The following is a 12,762-nucleotide window of genomic DNA, read 5'->3' on the forward strand; positions in this document are numbered from 1 at the left end:
ACGGCCCTTAGTGAGAGCCGATGGCACGAACCGCTCCAGAGCCAGCGCGTAATCCCGAACCTGTCTAACCGCCTGCCCTCCCTGATCGTCATCTTCGTCAGCGATAAGAAGTTCATCCAGGGTGCTGTGAGTTCCTTCCATCGCCGAACTGCTGACGGCTTCACGGCGGCTGAGAATACGACTGATCTGATAAGGGTCTGGAAGAGACCGCGCAATCTCATCAGCCTGTCCCAATGCCAGCTGGGCCTGGGAATGCAGCGCTGCGATCTCTTCAAGAGGAATCCCTTCCTCTGGCAGAGGGAGAGGAAGAACCCCGTAGTGATGCTCATAAGGGGTAGGAAGACGGACCAGCCGCTCACGGACACCACCGGATAATTCCGTTCGCTTCATGGCCCCAAACCTTTATCAGAGAACGTAAAAAAGATGTTTATTAAAGGTTATGGTGAAAGACTTTCAATGAAATTTTCTATTGGAGATATTTTAAAGGTTTGTGCCCATTGGTCAGCATACTTTCAGAGCATAAAAAAGCAGCGGCGATATTGACGAGCGCACCACAGAATACGATCAACAGAAGCCGTTCAAGCGCCGCAAACGAAAGCCTGATGACAACAAGTATGGCCGAAGATAAGGGAACCCTCCTGAACTGGGAACATGGGCGTTGTCAGCCAACCGGACCAGCCTAGATTTTTCCGGCGATATTGGATAAGCGGCCGGCGTTGGTAAGTGAGCTGCTTTCTGTCGCTCGCTGATTAAAGAGGCAGATTTGGGGGGGAAACGGAAGGTCTGTTTACAACTACTGAGAGCAATGAACCGGTCATTGAGAAAACTGACGGGCGCCTCTGTCTATCAGGGCTATAATTGAATCATACACCGACCCAATGTGGCTTTTACCGGATGAGGGAAATCTTCCCTACCGTTCGACCACTTTCCATAAGTAAATGAGCGTCCGCCAGATGACTTAATGGTATCGAAGCGGAGATATGTGCTGATATCACACGACTACCCAGCAGTTTAGCCACCTGTTCCATGTCCGATGAAGACGATTTCATCAGGATGAACTGGAAGACAACGCCGAGTTCGCGGGCTTTCCTTTCGGCCTGATCATCACCTGGGGGATTGAGGGTCACAAGATGGCCTCCCTGTTTCAGTAAACCAAGGGAGGCAAGAGTGACGTCGCCACCGATTGGATCCAGGATGAAATCAAAATCTCCCGGATAGTTCGGGATCGGTGTTTTCTGGTAATCGATGTGACCGTCTGCTCCCAGAGACTGGACAAACTGCCGGTTGCGACCGGACGAGGTGCCTGTGACGTGGCAGCCACATGCCTTCGCCATCTGCACTGCAAGATGACCGACACCCCCTGAGGCTCCATGCACCAGAACTTTTTGTCCCGCATGCAAGCCGTCGTTCTGATTGAATGCCTGCCAGGCCGTCAGGCCCGCCATGGCAGCCGCCGCACTCTCTTCGAATGAGATGGAAGCAGGCTTTTTCGCGATGTGAGCGACATCGGCAATAACATAATCAGCGTTTGCCTGAGCCAGTCCGGGAAAACCAATAGCCCCGAACACATCTTCCCCGAGGGAGAAAGTGTCGGTATCCGGGCCACAATTCACGATTTTCCCAGCGATATCCCACCCCAGAATAACGGGCGGAATGACCGGGAACCACTTGGCTGCGCCTCTCCCGACCCGTGTTTTTATATCAATGGGGTTCACACTGCCCGCCGCGACGTCAATCAGCACCTGCCCGCGTCCCGGTCGTCCGATCGGGACATCCCTCTCCCTGAAATTGGCAACGGAACCGAACTGCTCCAGGACAATCGCTCGCATCTTTTCCCCTTTTGTCATTCCGTCCATTCAACGCGAAACGTCCAGAGATTACAGGAAAACCCGCAGTGGAAATGCAGCGATTATGCTAGTTTATGCTTCATAACTGAAGCATACGCGGGTGAATATGAACTGGGATAATATCCGTTTCTTTCTGGCGGTTGCCCGTACTGGCGGCATTAGAAGCGCGGCCACTACTCTTGGCGCCGATCAGGCAACCGTGGCCAGAAGAGTGCGTGACCTTGAAGCTGAAATGAACGCAACACTCTTCCGGCGTCATCGTGGCGGCTATGATCTTACGCGAACGGGAGAGCGGTTGGTGGCGCATGCCGAAGAGATGGAAGTTGCGGCTGCCGCGCTTGTCGATCTGGCAACAGACACGGAAAGAACCTTGTCCGGAAATGTACATATTACGACGACTGACGTGCTGGCGGAGAATTTCCTGTTACCTGTTCTCAGGGAGATCCGCGACAGATATCCGGAGATCCGTCTGAATGTTTCGACATCAACAACCGTGATGGATGTGCTTCGCGAAGAAGGCATCGATGTCGCCATTCGGAGTTCGCGCCCGGACGATGGAGATCTCGTGATCAGGCGACTGTATACGACATCCGTAGGCCTTTACGCATCATCAGCCTATATCTCCCGGTATGGCTCTCCACAGCGAGGGGCGGCTTTTGCCGGTCATTCTCTCGTCATGTACCATCGCGACGCCGCGCCACGTTACTGGCAGAATCTTTGTGGCGAGCCAATCACCTGTGGGACGATTGTTCTCGAAACCAACTCCCAGATGCTGCTCATTCAGGCTATTCGGGCGGGGGCGGGAATAGGTTTTCTGTCCAGAGATCTGGTTGCCCGGGATTTACCCGATCTGGTGAATATCCTTCCCGAATGCACAGAGACAGTGGACATCTGGCTTGTTGTACATCCCGACGTTTACAGGACAGAACGTGTTCGGGCTGTTGTTGATAGTATAGTGCGATCGTTCGAAGAAAAACGTATCCTGCAATAATATATTGTAGGCCTGCCGCCTAATGTCCGGTTTCGGAAGGTCGATCTGATCTCGGGAACGACTTGAACGAGGCGAGAGCAGCAGGTCCGCTTACGCCTACATGTCAGTCGTTCAACGGATCAAATTTTCTTCGGAAAAGCGGACATAAGTGTCGTTGCCCGATAGTTGACGGCTTGTTCTCTATTTTAGTGTGGAGCGAAGCGTCAGCTCCGTTAGGTCGAAATTTTCGTGCAGGCCGATGAAAGCCTTCCTCCGGAACATGCCCAGAGATCGGCCACCCTCTGGGCTTCTTCAGGCCTACCCGTGACCAGAACGAGGTTGAGGTCGTAATCGTTATAAAGCGTTTCGATATTGACGCCTGCATCAGCCATTGGCCCGGTCAGAGTTCCGAACTGACCGGGAACAGTCTGTTTGAGACGTAGAAGAACAACCTCCCGGACGCGCCCAACCGTTATTCCTGCATGCCCAGAGCCTTGCTGGCCGCTGCCCCGTCATCAAAGAGGAAATGCGCCACGTCTCTGCCTTCGACTACATCCTTTTGACGGCACGCTACCTGTCATCTTTCGCCTGCCTCGAACGGAAGCGGGAGAAACTGGCTGGCTGCGCCCGGATAGCGGTCAAGACGCTGGAGCAGGAGTTCGACTGAGCCTGGCGCTGCCGCACTGGATCACTCACTCTGGCAGACCGCCTCGATGTTATTACCGTCGGGATCAAGAACGAACGCGGCGTAATAGCGGGGGTGATAGCGTGTGCGAATACCTGGCGAACCATTGTCGCTGCCTCCATTGGCAAGGGCTACAGCGTGAAACGAATCGACCCGGTCATAGCTTATGGCGGTGAAGGATATGTGGATGGAGCGACCGGCACCTGTCTCGCCATGAATCCAGAAGCTAGGATAGCCGTCGCGACCAAAGCCATAACGCGCTGTGCCAAGAATGGTAAGCGCGGGATCGACACTGATGACCAACGATAGCCCCAGTGGTGCCAGAACCGCCTCATAAAAGCGCCGCGATGCATCGACGTCAGCGACGCCGATCTCGATGTGATTGATGACGTCCATTTCGTAATCCTTTTTAATGGGCCGCAAAGATGTTTACGCTGACGCGGAATGGTCATCGTTCTTTATACGCGAGTGGCAAGTCGATGATGTGCGTATCCGCGATCGTTTCGGCAAAGCCGCTGCCAAACAATCCTGCCGGCGTCTGGAATCCGGCGCGAACCTCGCCAGCCAACACGCGCTTTGCGGCCTCAGCCGCGGCCATGGACGTGAAGCTGTAGCCGTTGACCGTGTCGAGCACTGAGCGCGCGATGCGGCCACCTGCGGCAGTTACCGCGACTGCGGCCTGGTAGCGATTGGCCTCGCGCTCCGCCGCATCCGGGCCGTCCAGAAGTGCCGCCAAATCGCCTTCGGGGAAGGCGTTGCCGGACACATACACATAGGTCTCCACGTCGGGGATACCCGTCGACCGGCCAATCGTGATGATGTCGGGCAAGGTGACGGCGAAACAGGAGAGCTCACCCTGGCCGAAGTCAAACAATGCCGTTTCGCCAGCCGGCCGCGGCGTCAATCGCCCACCATGCAGTGTCAGGGTTTCGGTCACGAGGTTGCGGCTCGCGCTGATTGCCGAACCGCGCGACATCGACCCGGCGACACGCAACGCAACCGCCACTTTGCTCGGGTTCTCTACGCGTGCGGCAGCATGGCCGGCGAGGCAGCCCAACATCGCCACGCTGCCACCGCTTCCGGGCAGGAGCATCACGCCTGCTGCCTTCGCGTTCTCGTCCAGCTCTATCGCCAGACGGTAGCTATCCAGCTCGGCGGCGATATCGAGATAGTGCACGCCTGACCGGATCGCGGCGCGCATCAACGGTGAGGCCGTATCCATGTAGGGACCAGCGCAGTTCAGCACTGCCGATACACCCGCCAGGGCAGTGTCGATCGCGCTGGACTCTGATAGCGTGAATGTATTGCAGGCAATGCCTAGCTGCTCGCCAAGTTTGTTGAGGGAGGTAAGAGTGCGGCCACCAAGAACAAGGGACAACCCAGCGGCATGCGCACGCTCGGTGACCATGCGGCCGGTATAGCCGGTAGCACCGTAGATCATCAGTTTCTGCATGATCGTCTACTCCAGATTCGCCTCGATACGCGTGATGAGCCGATCGGTGTCGATAGTGAGGTCGAGCAGGCCGATCTCGTGACCGAAGTCGCCGGTAAAATCGACACGCACGCGAGCACGGCCCTCAGGCAAGCGATTGATCGAGAGAAACTGGGTGACGGTGAGATAGCCGACGAAGTATCGCTCGATATAGTTACGGATACCGGCGTGGCCTTCAAAGCGGTGACCGATGGACGGATCATCGATCACCGTGTCTGGCGTGAACAACGCGACAAAGGCATCGACATCGCCCGCATTGAGGGATGCAATCAGCGCGTCGGCGATGTTGCGCACGGAATCATGGATCATAGCTGCTGCCCTTCGTGCTGCCAGCTCTTGTAAACGAATTCGAGGGAATAACCGTCCGGGTCACGAACCTGCGCGGCGTAGTAGCGCGGGTCGTAATGAAGCTGCGGCCCAGGCGGGTGGATCTCGCTCGCGCCAGCCGCCATTGCGGCGGCGTGCGCCGCCTCCACCATCGTCGGCGAGGTTGCGATTAAACCCACATGGACTGCACCGGGCGCGGCATCTCCCTGTCGCAGCCAGAAGAACATGCGTCCGTTCGCGCCGAAGCCCTTGAGGTCAGGATGCCCCGGCGGCCCATTCTTGCCGTCGTAATCGAGCCGTGAGGTGATGCCGAGAACGGGCAGTACCCGTTCGTAGAAGACAATCGAGCGATCAGTGTCACTTACTGTCAGGAAAATATGATCGAGCATCTTGCATTCCTCAAATCATGTCGCCGCCACCAGCCTCGATATTCCGGGCGATCAGGCAATCGATAGTCGCCGCATTTTCATGGAAACAGGTAGCTGCATGTTCGTCTGGGCGCTCATCTGATCCTGCCCACTTCTTGCCTATTCCTACTTATCGATTGTCCGGGAAGAGAATTCGTGGGAGCGAGCGGAGATGGAGACACAACTCGTCGAACTGCGTGCGCTGGCGGCACGCGCCGAGAACCGCCGTACCGAAAGCGGTATCCCCCGCGTCGCGATGGTGCAGGGGATGGTTCCCGAGCATCAACTCGCAGCCGTCTATGAGCCGATGGTCAATCTGATCCTGACGGGGTCGAAGACGATGACGGTGGGTGACCGCATGCTCCGTTACGATGCGGCGACCTACTTCGTCATGTCGGTCGACCTGCCCGCAGTTGGCGCCATCCATCCGTCGGATGGCGGCGCACCGTATCTTGCGGTCAGCCTCACGATTCAGCCCTCCGTGGTCGCCACATTGCTGACAGATATGCCCAAAATTGGCGGCGGTGAGCTTTACCGTTCCGGCTTTTCGGTTGCTCCAGTAACGGCGGACCTGCTCGACGCCTGGGTCCGGATGCTTCGTCTCATAGACCACCCGAACGAGATTGCCGCGCTAGCGCCCGCTTACGAACGCGAGATTCTGTTCCGCGTCCTGCAGGGACCAATGGGCTGGATGTTACGAGACATCGCCATGCCTGACACCGCGTTGTCGAGGATCGCGGTGGTGATTCAATGGATACGCGTGAATTTCGCGCGCCCGGTGCGCGTCGAGATGTTGGCCGAAATGGCGGCGCTCAGTGTCACCGCCTTTCATCGCCACTTCAAGGCGGTAACGGCGCTCAGCCCCCTGCAGTACCAGAAGCACGTCCGCCTTCTACACGCCCGATCCATGCTAATCGCAGGCGATGGAAACGTTACGGCCATAGCGTTCCGCGTCGGCTATGAAAGCCCAACGCAATTCAGCCGGGAGTATACCCGTCAGTTCGGCTTAGCGCCGTCACGGGACGCCGTGCGACTAAGGCAACCATGATCCCTTGGCAGAGGAGAGATCGTCAATGACACACGAGGTGCAGAAATCATTCAGAGACCCTTTACCCGTTGCCTCGCGGAAAAACCTCGAATTAAAGCCGCCGCCACGTGGCCACTCGTAGATCAGTCGACTCAATGAGTAGGCGCCAGCTTCCGGCGGAGCCGCATGCTCAGCTAGGAAATGAGAGCGACTTGGTATTATCGGAAGCCGTCATCAACTTGAAGGCTGCGAATGGCAGCTTCCGGTCAGGCCTCCCCGATAACCGACATTCCGTTCTCCCCCCATCTGCCTCTTTAATCAGCGAGCGACAGAAAGCAGCTCTCTTACCAACGCCGGCCACTTATCCAATATCGCCGGAAAAATCTAGGCTGGTCCGGTTGGCTGACAACGCCAATGTTCCCAGTTCAGGAGGGTTCGCTTAGCTTCGGCCATACTTGTTGTCATCAGGCTTTCGTTTGCGGCGCTTGAACGGCTTCTGTTGATCGTATTCTGTGGTGCGCTCGTCAATATCGCCGCTGCTTTTCTTATGCTCTGAAAGTATGCTGGCCAGTGGGCACAACCCTTTAAAATATCTCCATCAGAAATTTTACTGAAAGCATTTTACCATAACCTTTAATAAACATTCCTTTCGCGTATCTCTGATAAAGGTTTTGGGGCAGGAAGCGAACTGAACTATCCGGTGGGGTCCGTGAACGTCTGGTCCGTCTTCCTGCCCCTTATCAGATCAGTCGTATGTCTCAGCCGCCGTGAAGCCGTCAGCAGTTCGGCGATGGAAGGAACCCATAGCACCCTAAATGAACTTCTTATCGCTGACGAAGATGACGATCAGGCAGGGCAGGCGGTTCGACAGGTTCGGGATTACGCGCTGGCTCTGGAGCGGTTCGTGCCATCGGCTCTCATTAATGGCCGCCAAATCTTTCAGGTCGATCTGATCCAGAACCTGCATCGTAGTGTACTCGGCCATGATGCGTCCTACCGAGATACTCCGGGAGACTTCCGGCAGGAGGTCGTATGGATCGGCGGCAATGGGCACATTGCCTATTCCGTCTATAATCCTCCACCACCGGCTGAAGTCCCTCATTTGCTGGAAGAGACCCTGGATTATATGCGGGAAGACGGGATGCAGATGATGACCCAGTCCTTGATTACCCGGATGGCGTTAGCCCATGCTCATTTCGAGGCCGTTCATCCGTTTCGATACGGGAATGGTCGCGTGGATCGTCTCCTCCTACCCTTGATGATGGCAGCTGAGGAACAAGTTCCGCTCTATGGGGTCACGACACGAAAGTGTACTTTACGTACGCTTAGAGTGAACCCAACAAGAACGTTGAGGCTGTTCTGCTGAGAGTTCGATAGACAGTTGGCCGAGAAATAGAAAACAGTTCTGAAAGATCGCTGATGGAGTAATCGCCGGTATCATACATCCGGCGAAGCTCTTTTTGCTGACGTTCAGAAAGCTTGGGTTTCTTTCCGCGTAGTTTACCTTTGTCGCGTGCAACGGCCATCCCTTCACGAGTACGCATCCGGATCAGATCGGCTTCAAACTCCGCGAAAGTCGCAAGGATGTTGAAGAACAACTTGCCCATTGGATCAGACGGATCGTGAATACTGTTCCCAAGTTGAAGCTTCACGCCACGGGATGCCAGGCTGTCGCCAATAAGCCGTGCATCAGGGACAGAGCGGGCCAGTCGATCAAGCTTTGGTACGACCAAAGTATCGCCACTACGAACAGCCGCCAGTGCCTGGTCAAGGCCGGCCCTTTCCCGGTTCGTGCCGGTGAAGCCCTTGTCGGTGTAAATACGATCGGCAGAAACACCGAGTTTGAGCAGTTCCTGATGCTGGGCCGCGAGATCCTGTTTGTCCGTCGAGCAGCGGGCATAGCCGATCATTATGTGTGTCATACGGGAAAGTGTAACGTATAAGGCCCCATGACTGCAAAACATATGGTACCACCTTTATGAGACACAGCACACGGCTGTATTCCATGACGTGTTGCACTTGTCCGGGACAGTCCGTCCAACGATCCCCTTCCGGACACATGAAGGAGACATCCGATCATGGCGCGGCGCCGTCTTCTGACCCGTGAAGCTCTCGCCCGACATTACGAGCCTTCTGTCGATGATCGCGAGATCACGAGACATTTTACACTCAGCCAGGATGACTTCAATCTGATCGCAACCCGCCGCGGAGAAACCTCCCGATTGGGTTTCACGATGGTCATGCTCTACATGCGCTGGCCGGGACGGGTGCTGGAATCTGGTGAAACACCACCGGCTCCCATTCTGTCATTTGTTGCGCGGCAGCTCGACCTGTCCCCTGGGCTCTGGTCCCATTACGGACGTCGTGACGAAACCCGTCGATCCCATCTGGCCCACCTGATGAAGCGTTATGGCTACCGAACCTTCGATCGGTCGGCATTTCATGACATGACCGGTTTCGCGATGCCAATTGCACATCATGTGACCCAGCCATCCCGCATGGCTGCGATCCTGATTGACGAGATGCGTCGCCGAAGCATTCTCCTGCCGTCGGTCACTGTCATTGAAGCCTTGGTGCGCCGTGCTCGCCAGCAGGCCGATCACCTTGTCCATGACGTCCTTGCAGGGGATCTGCCGCCGGAAACCCGTTGTCGTTTGGACAAAATGCTGGAGCGTCGTGGCGATCGCAGTGCCTCCTGGCTCTCGTGGCTGCGTAACCCGCCCTTGTCACCAGCCGCGCGCAATATCCTGCGATTGCTGGAACGCCTGGAGTATGTACGATCCCTGAACCTCGACAGCGCTCGCGCCACGACCATACCGCGTGTGGCCTTTGACCGTTTGAGCGAAGAAGCTGCCCGGATTACGCCCCAGCATCTGGCCGAGCTTCGGTCATCCCGTCGTTACGCCATTCTGGTGGCAGCCGGGGTCCGACTTGAGGAGGTTCTAACCGACGCGACCCTCACAATGATGGACAAACTCCTCGGAAGCATGATGCGCCGTGCCGAACACCGGATCCGTGACAAAGCGATTGTCACCATGCGATCGTTGCAGGCCCAGCTTCGTCTGCTGACAACCTCCTGCCGTCATCTGATTGAGGCGCGTGATCAGGGCGTTGATTCACTGTCTGCCATTACGGGAATTGACTGGCCCCGCCTCCAGGACGCCATCGGCAGGGCTGAAACCCTGACAGCTCCAGAGACCATTGATCGCACGGCCGAACTGATCAACCGGCATCGCTCTCTTCGTCCTGCCATTGGTCCATTCCTGAACGCGTTCCAGTTTCAGGGTGGTCGCACGGTACAGGGATTACTGAAGGCGGTGCAGATCATTGGAGACCTCTATCGGACCGGTAAACGCCGCTTGCCTGACTCCTGTCCGATCCGTTTCATTCCGCCTTCCTGGCACAGCTTTGTCAGGCCAGAGGGAACAGTCATACGACAGGCTTACGAACTCTGTGTTCTGACCCAGCTGCGCGAGCGTCTGCGTTCCGGAGACATCTGGGTAACGGAAAGTCGCCAATACCGCGCATTCGACACCTACCTTCTTCCGGAAGCCACGTTTGCAGCGATGCGCGCGCAAGGACCGTTGCCTCTGGCGATCAATGCTACGGCTGACACGTTCCTTTCTCAACGGCGTGCAGTGCTGGAAACCGCGCTGAACCGGGTGACGGCTCTTGCCAGGAAGGGCGAGTTGTCACAGGTCCGGCTTGATGCACATGGTCTTGTGATTTCGCCTCTGAAAGCAATTACACCCCCTGCTGTGGAAGAGTTGAGGCGGGCGGCTTACGACCGGCTGCCACGGATCAAGATTACTGATCTTCTGCTGGAAGTGGACCGCTGGATCAGCTTCACCGACTGCTTTACCCATCGCCGTTCCAGCCGTGTCGCGGATGACAAAAACGCCCTGCTGACGGTGATCCTAGCGGATGGGATTAATCTTGGTCTGACACGCATGGCCGACACCTGTCAGGGTGCCACCCTGCGCCAGTTGGCGCATCTGCATGACTGGCATATCAGCGAGGCCGGATACGCCGAAGCCCTTGGCCGTATGGTTGCAGCCCATCGTGGGCTGCCCCTGGCGTCACTCTGGGGAGACGGCACATCGTCCTCAAGTGATGGTCAATTGTTTCATGCAGGTGGCAGAGGCGCTGCGATCAGCGATATCAATGCGCGCAATGGCAGTGAACCGGGCGTCAGTTTCTACACCCACATCTCCGATCAGTATGATCCGTTTTCGACCCGGGTGATTGCGGCGACGGCCGGTGAAGCACCCTATGTTCTGGATGGGCTGCTGTATCATGCCAACGGGCTTTCCATTGAAGAGCATTATACCGACACGGGTGGGGCATCGGATCATGTTTTCGGGCTGATGCCCTTCTTTGGTTATCGATTTGCGCCCAGGATACGGGATCTGAAAGAGCGGAAACTTCACCTGTTTCCAGATCAAAGCCCCGGTGATCTCCTGAGTGGAATGGCCGGTGACCCGATCAATACCGATCATGTTGCGGCCCACTGGGACGACCTGCTGCGTCTGGTCACATCCATTCGGAGTGGAACCGTGACGGCCTCGGCCATGCTGCGGAAGCTCGGATCTTATCCCCGTCAGAATGGTCTGGCTGTGGCCTTGCGTGAAGTTGGCCGGATCGAGCGGTCGGTTTTCATGCTCGACTGGATACAGGATCTGGATTTGCGCAGGCGAACCCAGGCAGGGCTCAACAAGGGAGAAGCCCGGAATGCGCTGGCTCGGGCGCTCTTCTTCAACCAGCTTGGTGAACTGCGGGATCGGCGTTTTGAAAATCAGGCTTATCGAGCGTCAGGTTTAAACCTGCTGGTGGCAGCGGTTATCCTATGGAATACGCGCTATCTTCAGTCTGCCATCGCAACGCTCGGCATTTCCGATGACCTGGCGCGGCATATTGCACCCCTCGGCTGGGAGCATATCTCTCTGACAGGGGACTATCGCTGGAATGTCGATGAGCAGCCCGAAGCGGGCGCGTTACGTCCGCTTCGGGTGCCTGCATCCCTGCTTGTCGCTTGAACCCCAATGCTGGCGGTTCTGTAGGTGTTCACCCTAAGCGTACGTAAAATACACTTTCGTGTCGTGACCCCGGGATGAGACGCGCGACCAGAATCGCGCGGCGGCGGAGAAAACGGCACGGGATCTAGATCGATAATACCCGGCACCGTCGCGCCCCTGTAGCGACGCACCGAGGCGGAGGGCAAACTATGGGACATACCAGTCATTCCCTCGCGAGGTGCTCAAGGGCAGGTTTCTCGCTAAAACCCGACACTCAACCTTTGTCTCATCGGCCTCGCAACCGTGGCTGCACTCGGCCAATGGGCGACAGGTCCGAGGCCACGCCCTTCGATCAGGTCGCGATGGAGATGGCGAATGGCGCGAAACCTCGGACCCGGACGATATCACCCACTATCAGCATCATGGCTTCAGGACCGCGTGCACTGGCGATGCTTCCCAGATCGACGATGCTTTTCGGAGACCAGCCCATGTCGAGAAGCAAGGTGGCCACCAGTTTCCGGGAATCATCGTCTTCGCCAGAGATGAAGGCGGTGCCGCCCTTGACGACGGCAGGGTCGGCCATCACAGAAAATAGCATGGTGTTGAGCGTCTTGACGACGCGCGTGGCCGGAAGCGCGGCTTGCAGCCGCTCGGCGAGACTGTCGGAAGGGTAGAGCAGGCCCGCCGGTCGCCCATTAGCGTCTCGGGAGGTCGCGTTGGCGACATCGATCAGAATCTTGCCTGACAGCGGACCGGCTAGTGCCGCGAGCCGCTCGACGCTGCTGTCGCCCGGCGTGGCATTGAAGATCATGTTGGCAGCGGCGATCGCTTGCGCCGTATCGGCCAGAGTGACGGCGGGGCCTTGCCAGCGAGCCTTCGTCGCTGCGAGGTCGCGCGAGCCGATGGTGACGCGATGGCCGCCGCGAACCAACGCCGTGGCAAGCGCCCCGGCAACCCGGCCCGAACCCAGAATGGCAATATCAGACATAGGA

The 12,762-nt window shown here is 57.0% G+C and carries 14 protein-coding genes; 5 read left to right on the top strand and 9 right to left on the bottom strand.

The features are described 5' to 3' along the window. Nucleotides 1-390, bottom strand: a 390-nt coding sequence (locus tag R5H23_RS14610) for a Fic/DOC family N-terminal domain-containing protein (RefSeq protein ID WP_317215890.1), incomplete at its 3' end; no start/stop codon positions are given. A 497-nt stretch (nt 391-887) separates the two neighbouring features. Continuing rightward, nucleotides 888-1,856, bottom strand: a complete 969-nt coding sequence (locus tag R5H23_RS14615) for an NADP-dependent oxidoreductase (protein ID WP_211516718.1) — start codon at nt 1,854-1,856, stop codon at nt 888-890. A 97-nt stretch (nt 1,857-1,953) separates the two neighbouring features. Between R5H23_RS14615 and R5H23_RS14620 the strand changes: the two genes are divergently transcribed. Then, complete coding sequence (locus tag R5H23_RS14620; protein WP_244974633.1) at nt 1,954-2,838, top strand: LysR family transcriptional regulator; 885 nt, start codon at nt 1,954-1,956, stop codon at nt 2,836-2,838. A gap of 212 nt (nt 2,839-3,050) precedes the next feature. Here R5H23_RS14620 and R5H23_RS14625 read toward each other — a convergent pair whose 3' ends face one another. After that, nucleotides 3,051-3,209 (bottom strand): hypothetical protein, encoded by a 159-nt coding sequence (locus R5H23_RS14625; protein ID WP_244974632.1) that lies wholly within the window; start codon nt 3,207-3,209, stop codon nt 3,051-3,053. A gap of 134 nt (nt 3,210-3,343) precedes the next feature. Here R5H23_RS14625 and R5H23_RS14630 point away from each other — a divergent pair, with 134 nt between their 5' ends. Then, nucleotides 3,344-3,484, top strand: a complete 141-nt coding sequence (locus R5H23_RS14630) for a hypothetical protein (protein ID WP_211501677.1) — start codon at nt 3,344-3,346, stop codon at nt 3,482-3,484. 21 nt (nt 3,485-3,505) lie between these two features. Here the strand turns inward: R5H23_RS14630 and R5H23_RS14635 are convergent, their stop codons facing one another. Genes R5H23_RS14635 through R5H23_RS14650 form a run of 4 tightly spaced genes read right to left on the bottom strand, consistent with a single transcriptional unit; the run spans nt 3,506 to nt 5,710 of the window. After that, on the bottom strand, nt 3,506-3,898 hold the full coding sequence (locus R5H23_RS14635) for a VOC family protein (RefSeq protein ID WP_211501692.1): 393 nt from the start codon (nt 3,896-3,898) through the stop codon (nt 3,506-3,508). A gap of 52 nt (nt 3,899-3,950) precedes the next feature. Further along, on the bottom strand, nt 3,951-4,955 hold the full coding sequence (locus R5H23_RS14640; protein ID WP_244974630.1) for a trans-acting enoyl reductase family protein: 1,005 nt from the start codon (nt 4,953-4,955) through the stop codon (nt 3,951-3,953). Nucleotides 4,956-4,961: 6 nt separating this feature from the next. Continuing rightward, nucleotides 4,962-5,303 carry a nuclear transport factor 2 family protein gene (locus R5H23_RS14645; protein WP_211501676.1) on the bottom strand — a complete coding sequence of 114 codons (342 nt, stop codon included), beginning with the start codon at nt 5,301-5,303 and terminating at the stop codon, nt 4,962-4,964. Further along, nucleotides 5,300-5,710: a VOC family protein gene (locus R5H23_RS14650; RefSeq protein ID WP_211501675.1), complete on the bottom strand. Its 411-nt coding sequence runs from the start codon at nt 5,708-5,710 to the stop codon at nt 5,300-5,302. The genes R5H23_RS14645 and R5H23_RS14650 overlap by 4 nt, the downstream gene beginning before the upstream one ends. Before the next feature lie 190 nt (nt 5,711-5,900). Between R5H23_RS14650 and R5H23_RS14655 the strand changes: the two genes are divergently transcribed. Then, nucleotides 5,901-6,776: an AraC family transcriptional regulator gene (locus tag R5H23_RS14655; RefSeq protein ID WP_211501674.1), complete on the top strand. Its 876-nt coding sequence runs from the start codon at nt 5,901-5,903 to the stop codon at nt 6,774-6,776. A 688-nt stretch (nt 6,777-7,464) separates the two neighbouring features. Next, nucleotides 7,465-8,121, top strand: coding sequence for a Fic family protein (locus R5H23_RS14660; protein ID WP_317215891.1), 657 nt, complete (start codon nt 7,465-7,467; stop codon nt 8,119-8,121). Here the strand turns inward: R5H23_RS14660 and R5H23_RS14665 are convergent. Then, nucleotides 8,081-8,677, bottom strand: coding sequence for a recombinase family protein (locus tag R5H23_RS14665; RefSeq protein WP_029329811.1), 597 nt, complete (start codon nt 8,675-8,677; stop codon nt 8,081-8,083). The two genes, R5H23_RS14660 and R5H23_RS14665, sit on opposite strands and share 41 nt — an antisense overlap. A gap of 156 nt (nt 8,678-8,833) precedes the next feature. Here R5H23_RS14665 and R5H23_RS14670 point away from each other — a divergent pair, with 156 nt between their 5' ends. Continuing rightward, nucleotides 8,834-11,791 (top strand): Tn3 family transposase, encoded by a 2,958-nt coding sequence (locus R5H23_RS14670; protein ID WP_211501673.1) that lies wholly within the window; start codon nt 8,834-8,836, stop codon nt 11,789-11,791. A 331-nt stretch (nt 11,792-12,122) separates the two neighbouring features. Here R5H23_RS14670 and R5H23_RS14675 read toward each other — a convergent pair whose 3' ends face one another. Then, entirely contained in the window at nt 12,123-12,758 is a 636-nt protein-coding gene (locus R5H23_RS14675; RefSeq protein ID WP_063905445.1) for an NADPH-dependent F420 reductase, read from the bottom strand. Between the last annotated feature and the right edge of the window lie 4 nt (nt 12,759-12,762).

It is taken from the genome of Gluconobacter sp. GP1 (genome assembly GCF_032913585.1).
Lineage (GTDB): Bacteria > Pseudomonadota > Alphaproteobacteria > Acetobacterales > Acetobacteraceae > Gluconobacter > Gluconobacter cerinus.

What these genes read in the sequence shown, in the direction of transcription:
- R5H23_RS14615 (WP_211516718.1), bottom strand. Translation starts at nt 1,856, where the DNA reads ATGGACGGAATGACAAAAGGGGAAAAGATGCGAGCGATTGTCCTGGAG.
- R5H23_RS14620 (WP_244974633.1), top strand. Translation starts at nt 1,954, where the DNA reads ATGAACTGGGATAATATCCGTTTCTTTCTGGCGGTTGCCCGTACTGGC.
- R5H23_RS14625 (WP_244974632.1), bottom strand. Translation starts at nt 3,209, where the DNA reads ATGGCTGATGCAGGCGTCAATATCGAAACGCTTTATAACGATTACGAC.
- R5H23_RS14630 (WP_211501677.1), top strand. Translation starts at nt 3,344, where the DNA reads ATGCGCCACGTCTCTGCCTTCGACTACATCCTTTTGACGGCACGCTAC.
- R5H23_RS14635 (WP_211501692.1), bottom strand. Translation starts at nt 3,898, where the DNA reads ATGGACGTCATCAATCACATCGAGATCGGCGTCGCTGACGTCGATGCA.
- R5H23_RS14640 (WP_244974630.1), bottom strand. Translation starts at nt 4,955, where the DNA reads ATGCAGAAACTGATGATCTACGGTGCTACCGGCTATACCGGCCGCATG.
- R5H23_RS14645 (WP_211501676.1), bottom strand. Translation starts at nt 5,303, where the DNA reads ATGATCCATGATTCCGTGCGCAACATCGCCGACGCGCTGATTGCATCC.
- R5H23_RS14650 (WP_211501675.1), bottom strand. Translation starts at nt 5,710, where the DNA reads ATGCTCGATCATATTTTCCTGACAGTAAGTGACACTGATCGCTCGATT.
- R5H23_RS14655 (WP_211501674.1), top strand. Translation starts at nt 5,901, where the DNA reads ATGGAGACACAACTCGTCGAACTGCGTGCGCTGGCGGCACGCGCCGAG.
- R5H23_RS14665 (WP_029329811.1), bottom strand. Translation starts at nt 8,677, where the DNA reads ATGACACACATAATGATCGGCTATGCCCGCTGCTCGACGGACAAACAG.
- R5H23_RS14670 (WP_211501673.1), top strand. Translation starts at nt 8,834, where the DNA reads ATGGCGCGGCGCCGTCTTCTGACCCGTGAAGCTCTCGCCCGACATTAC.
- R5H23_RS14675 (WP_063905445.1), bottom strand. Translation starts at nt 12,758, where the DNA reads ATGTCTGATATTGCCATTCTGGGTTCGGGCCGGGTTGCCGGGGCGCTT.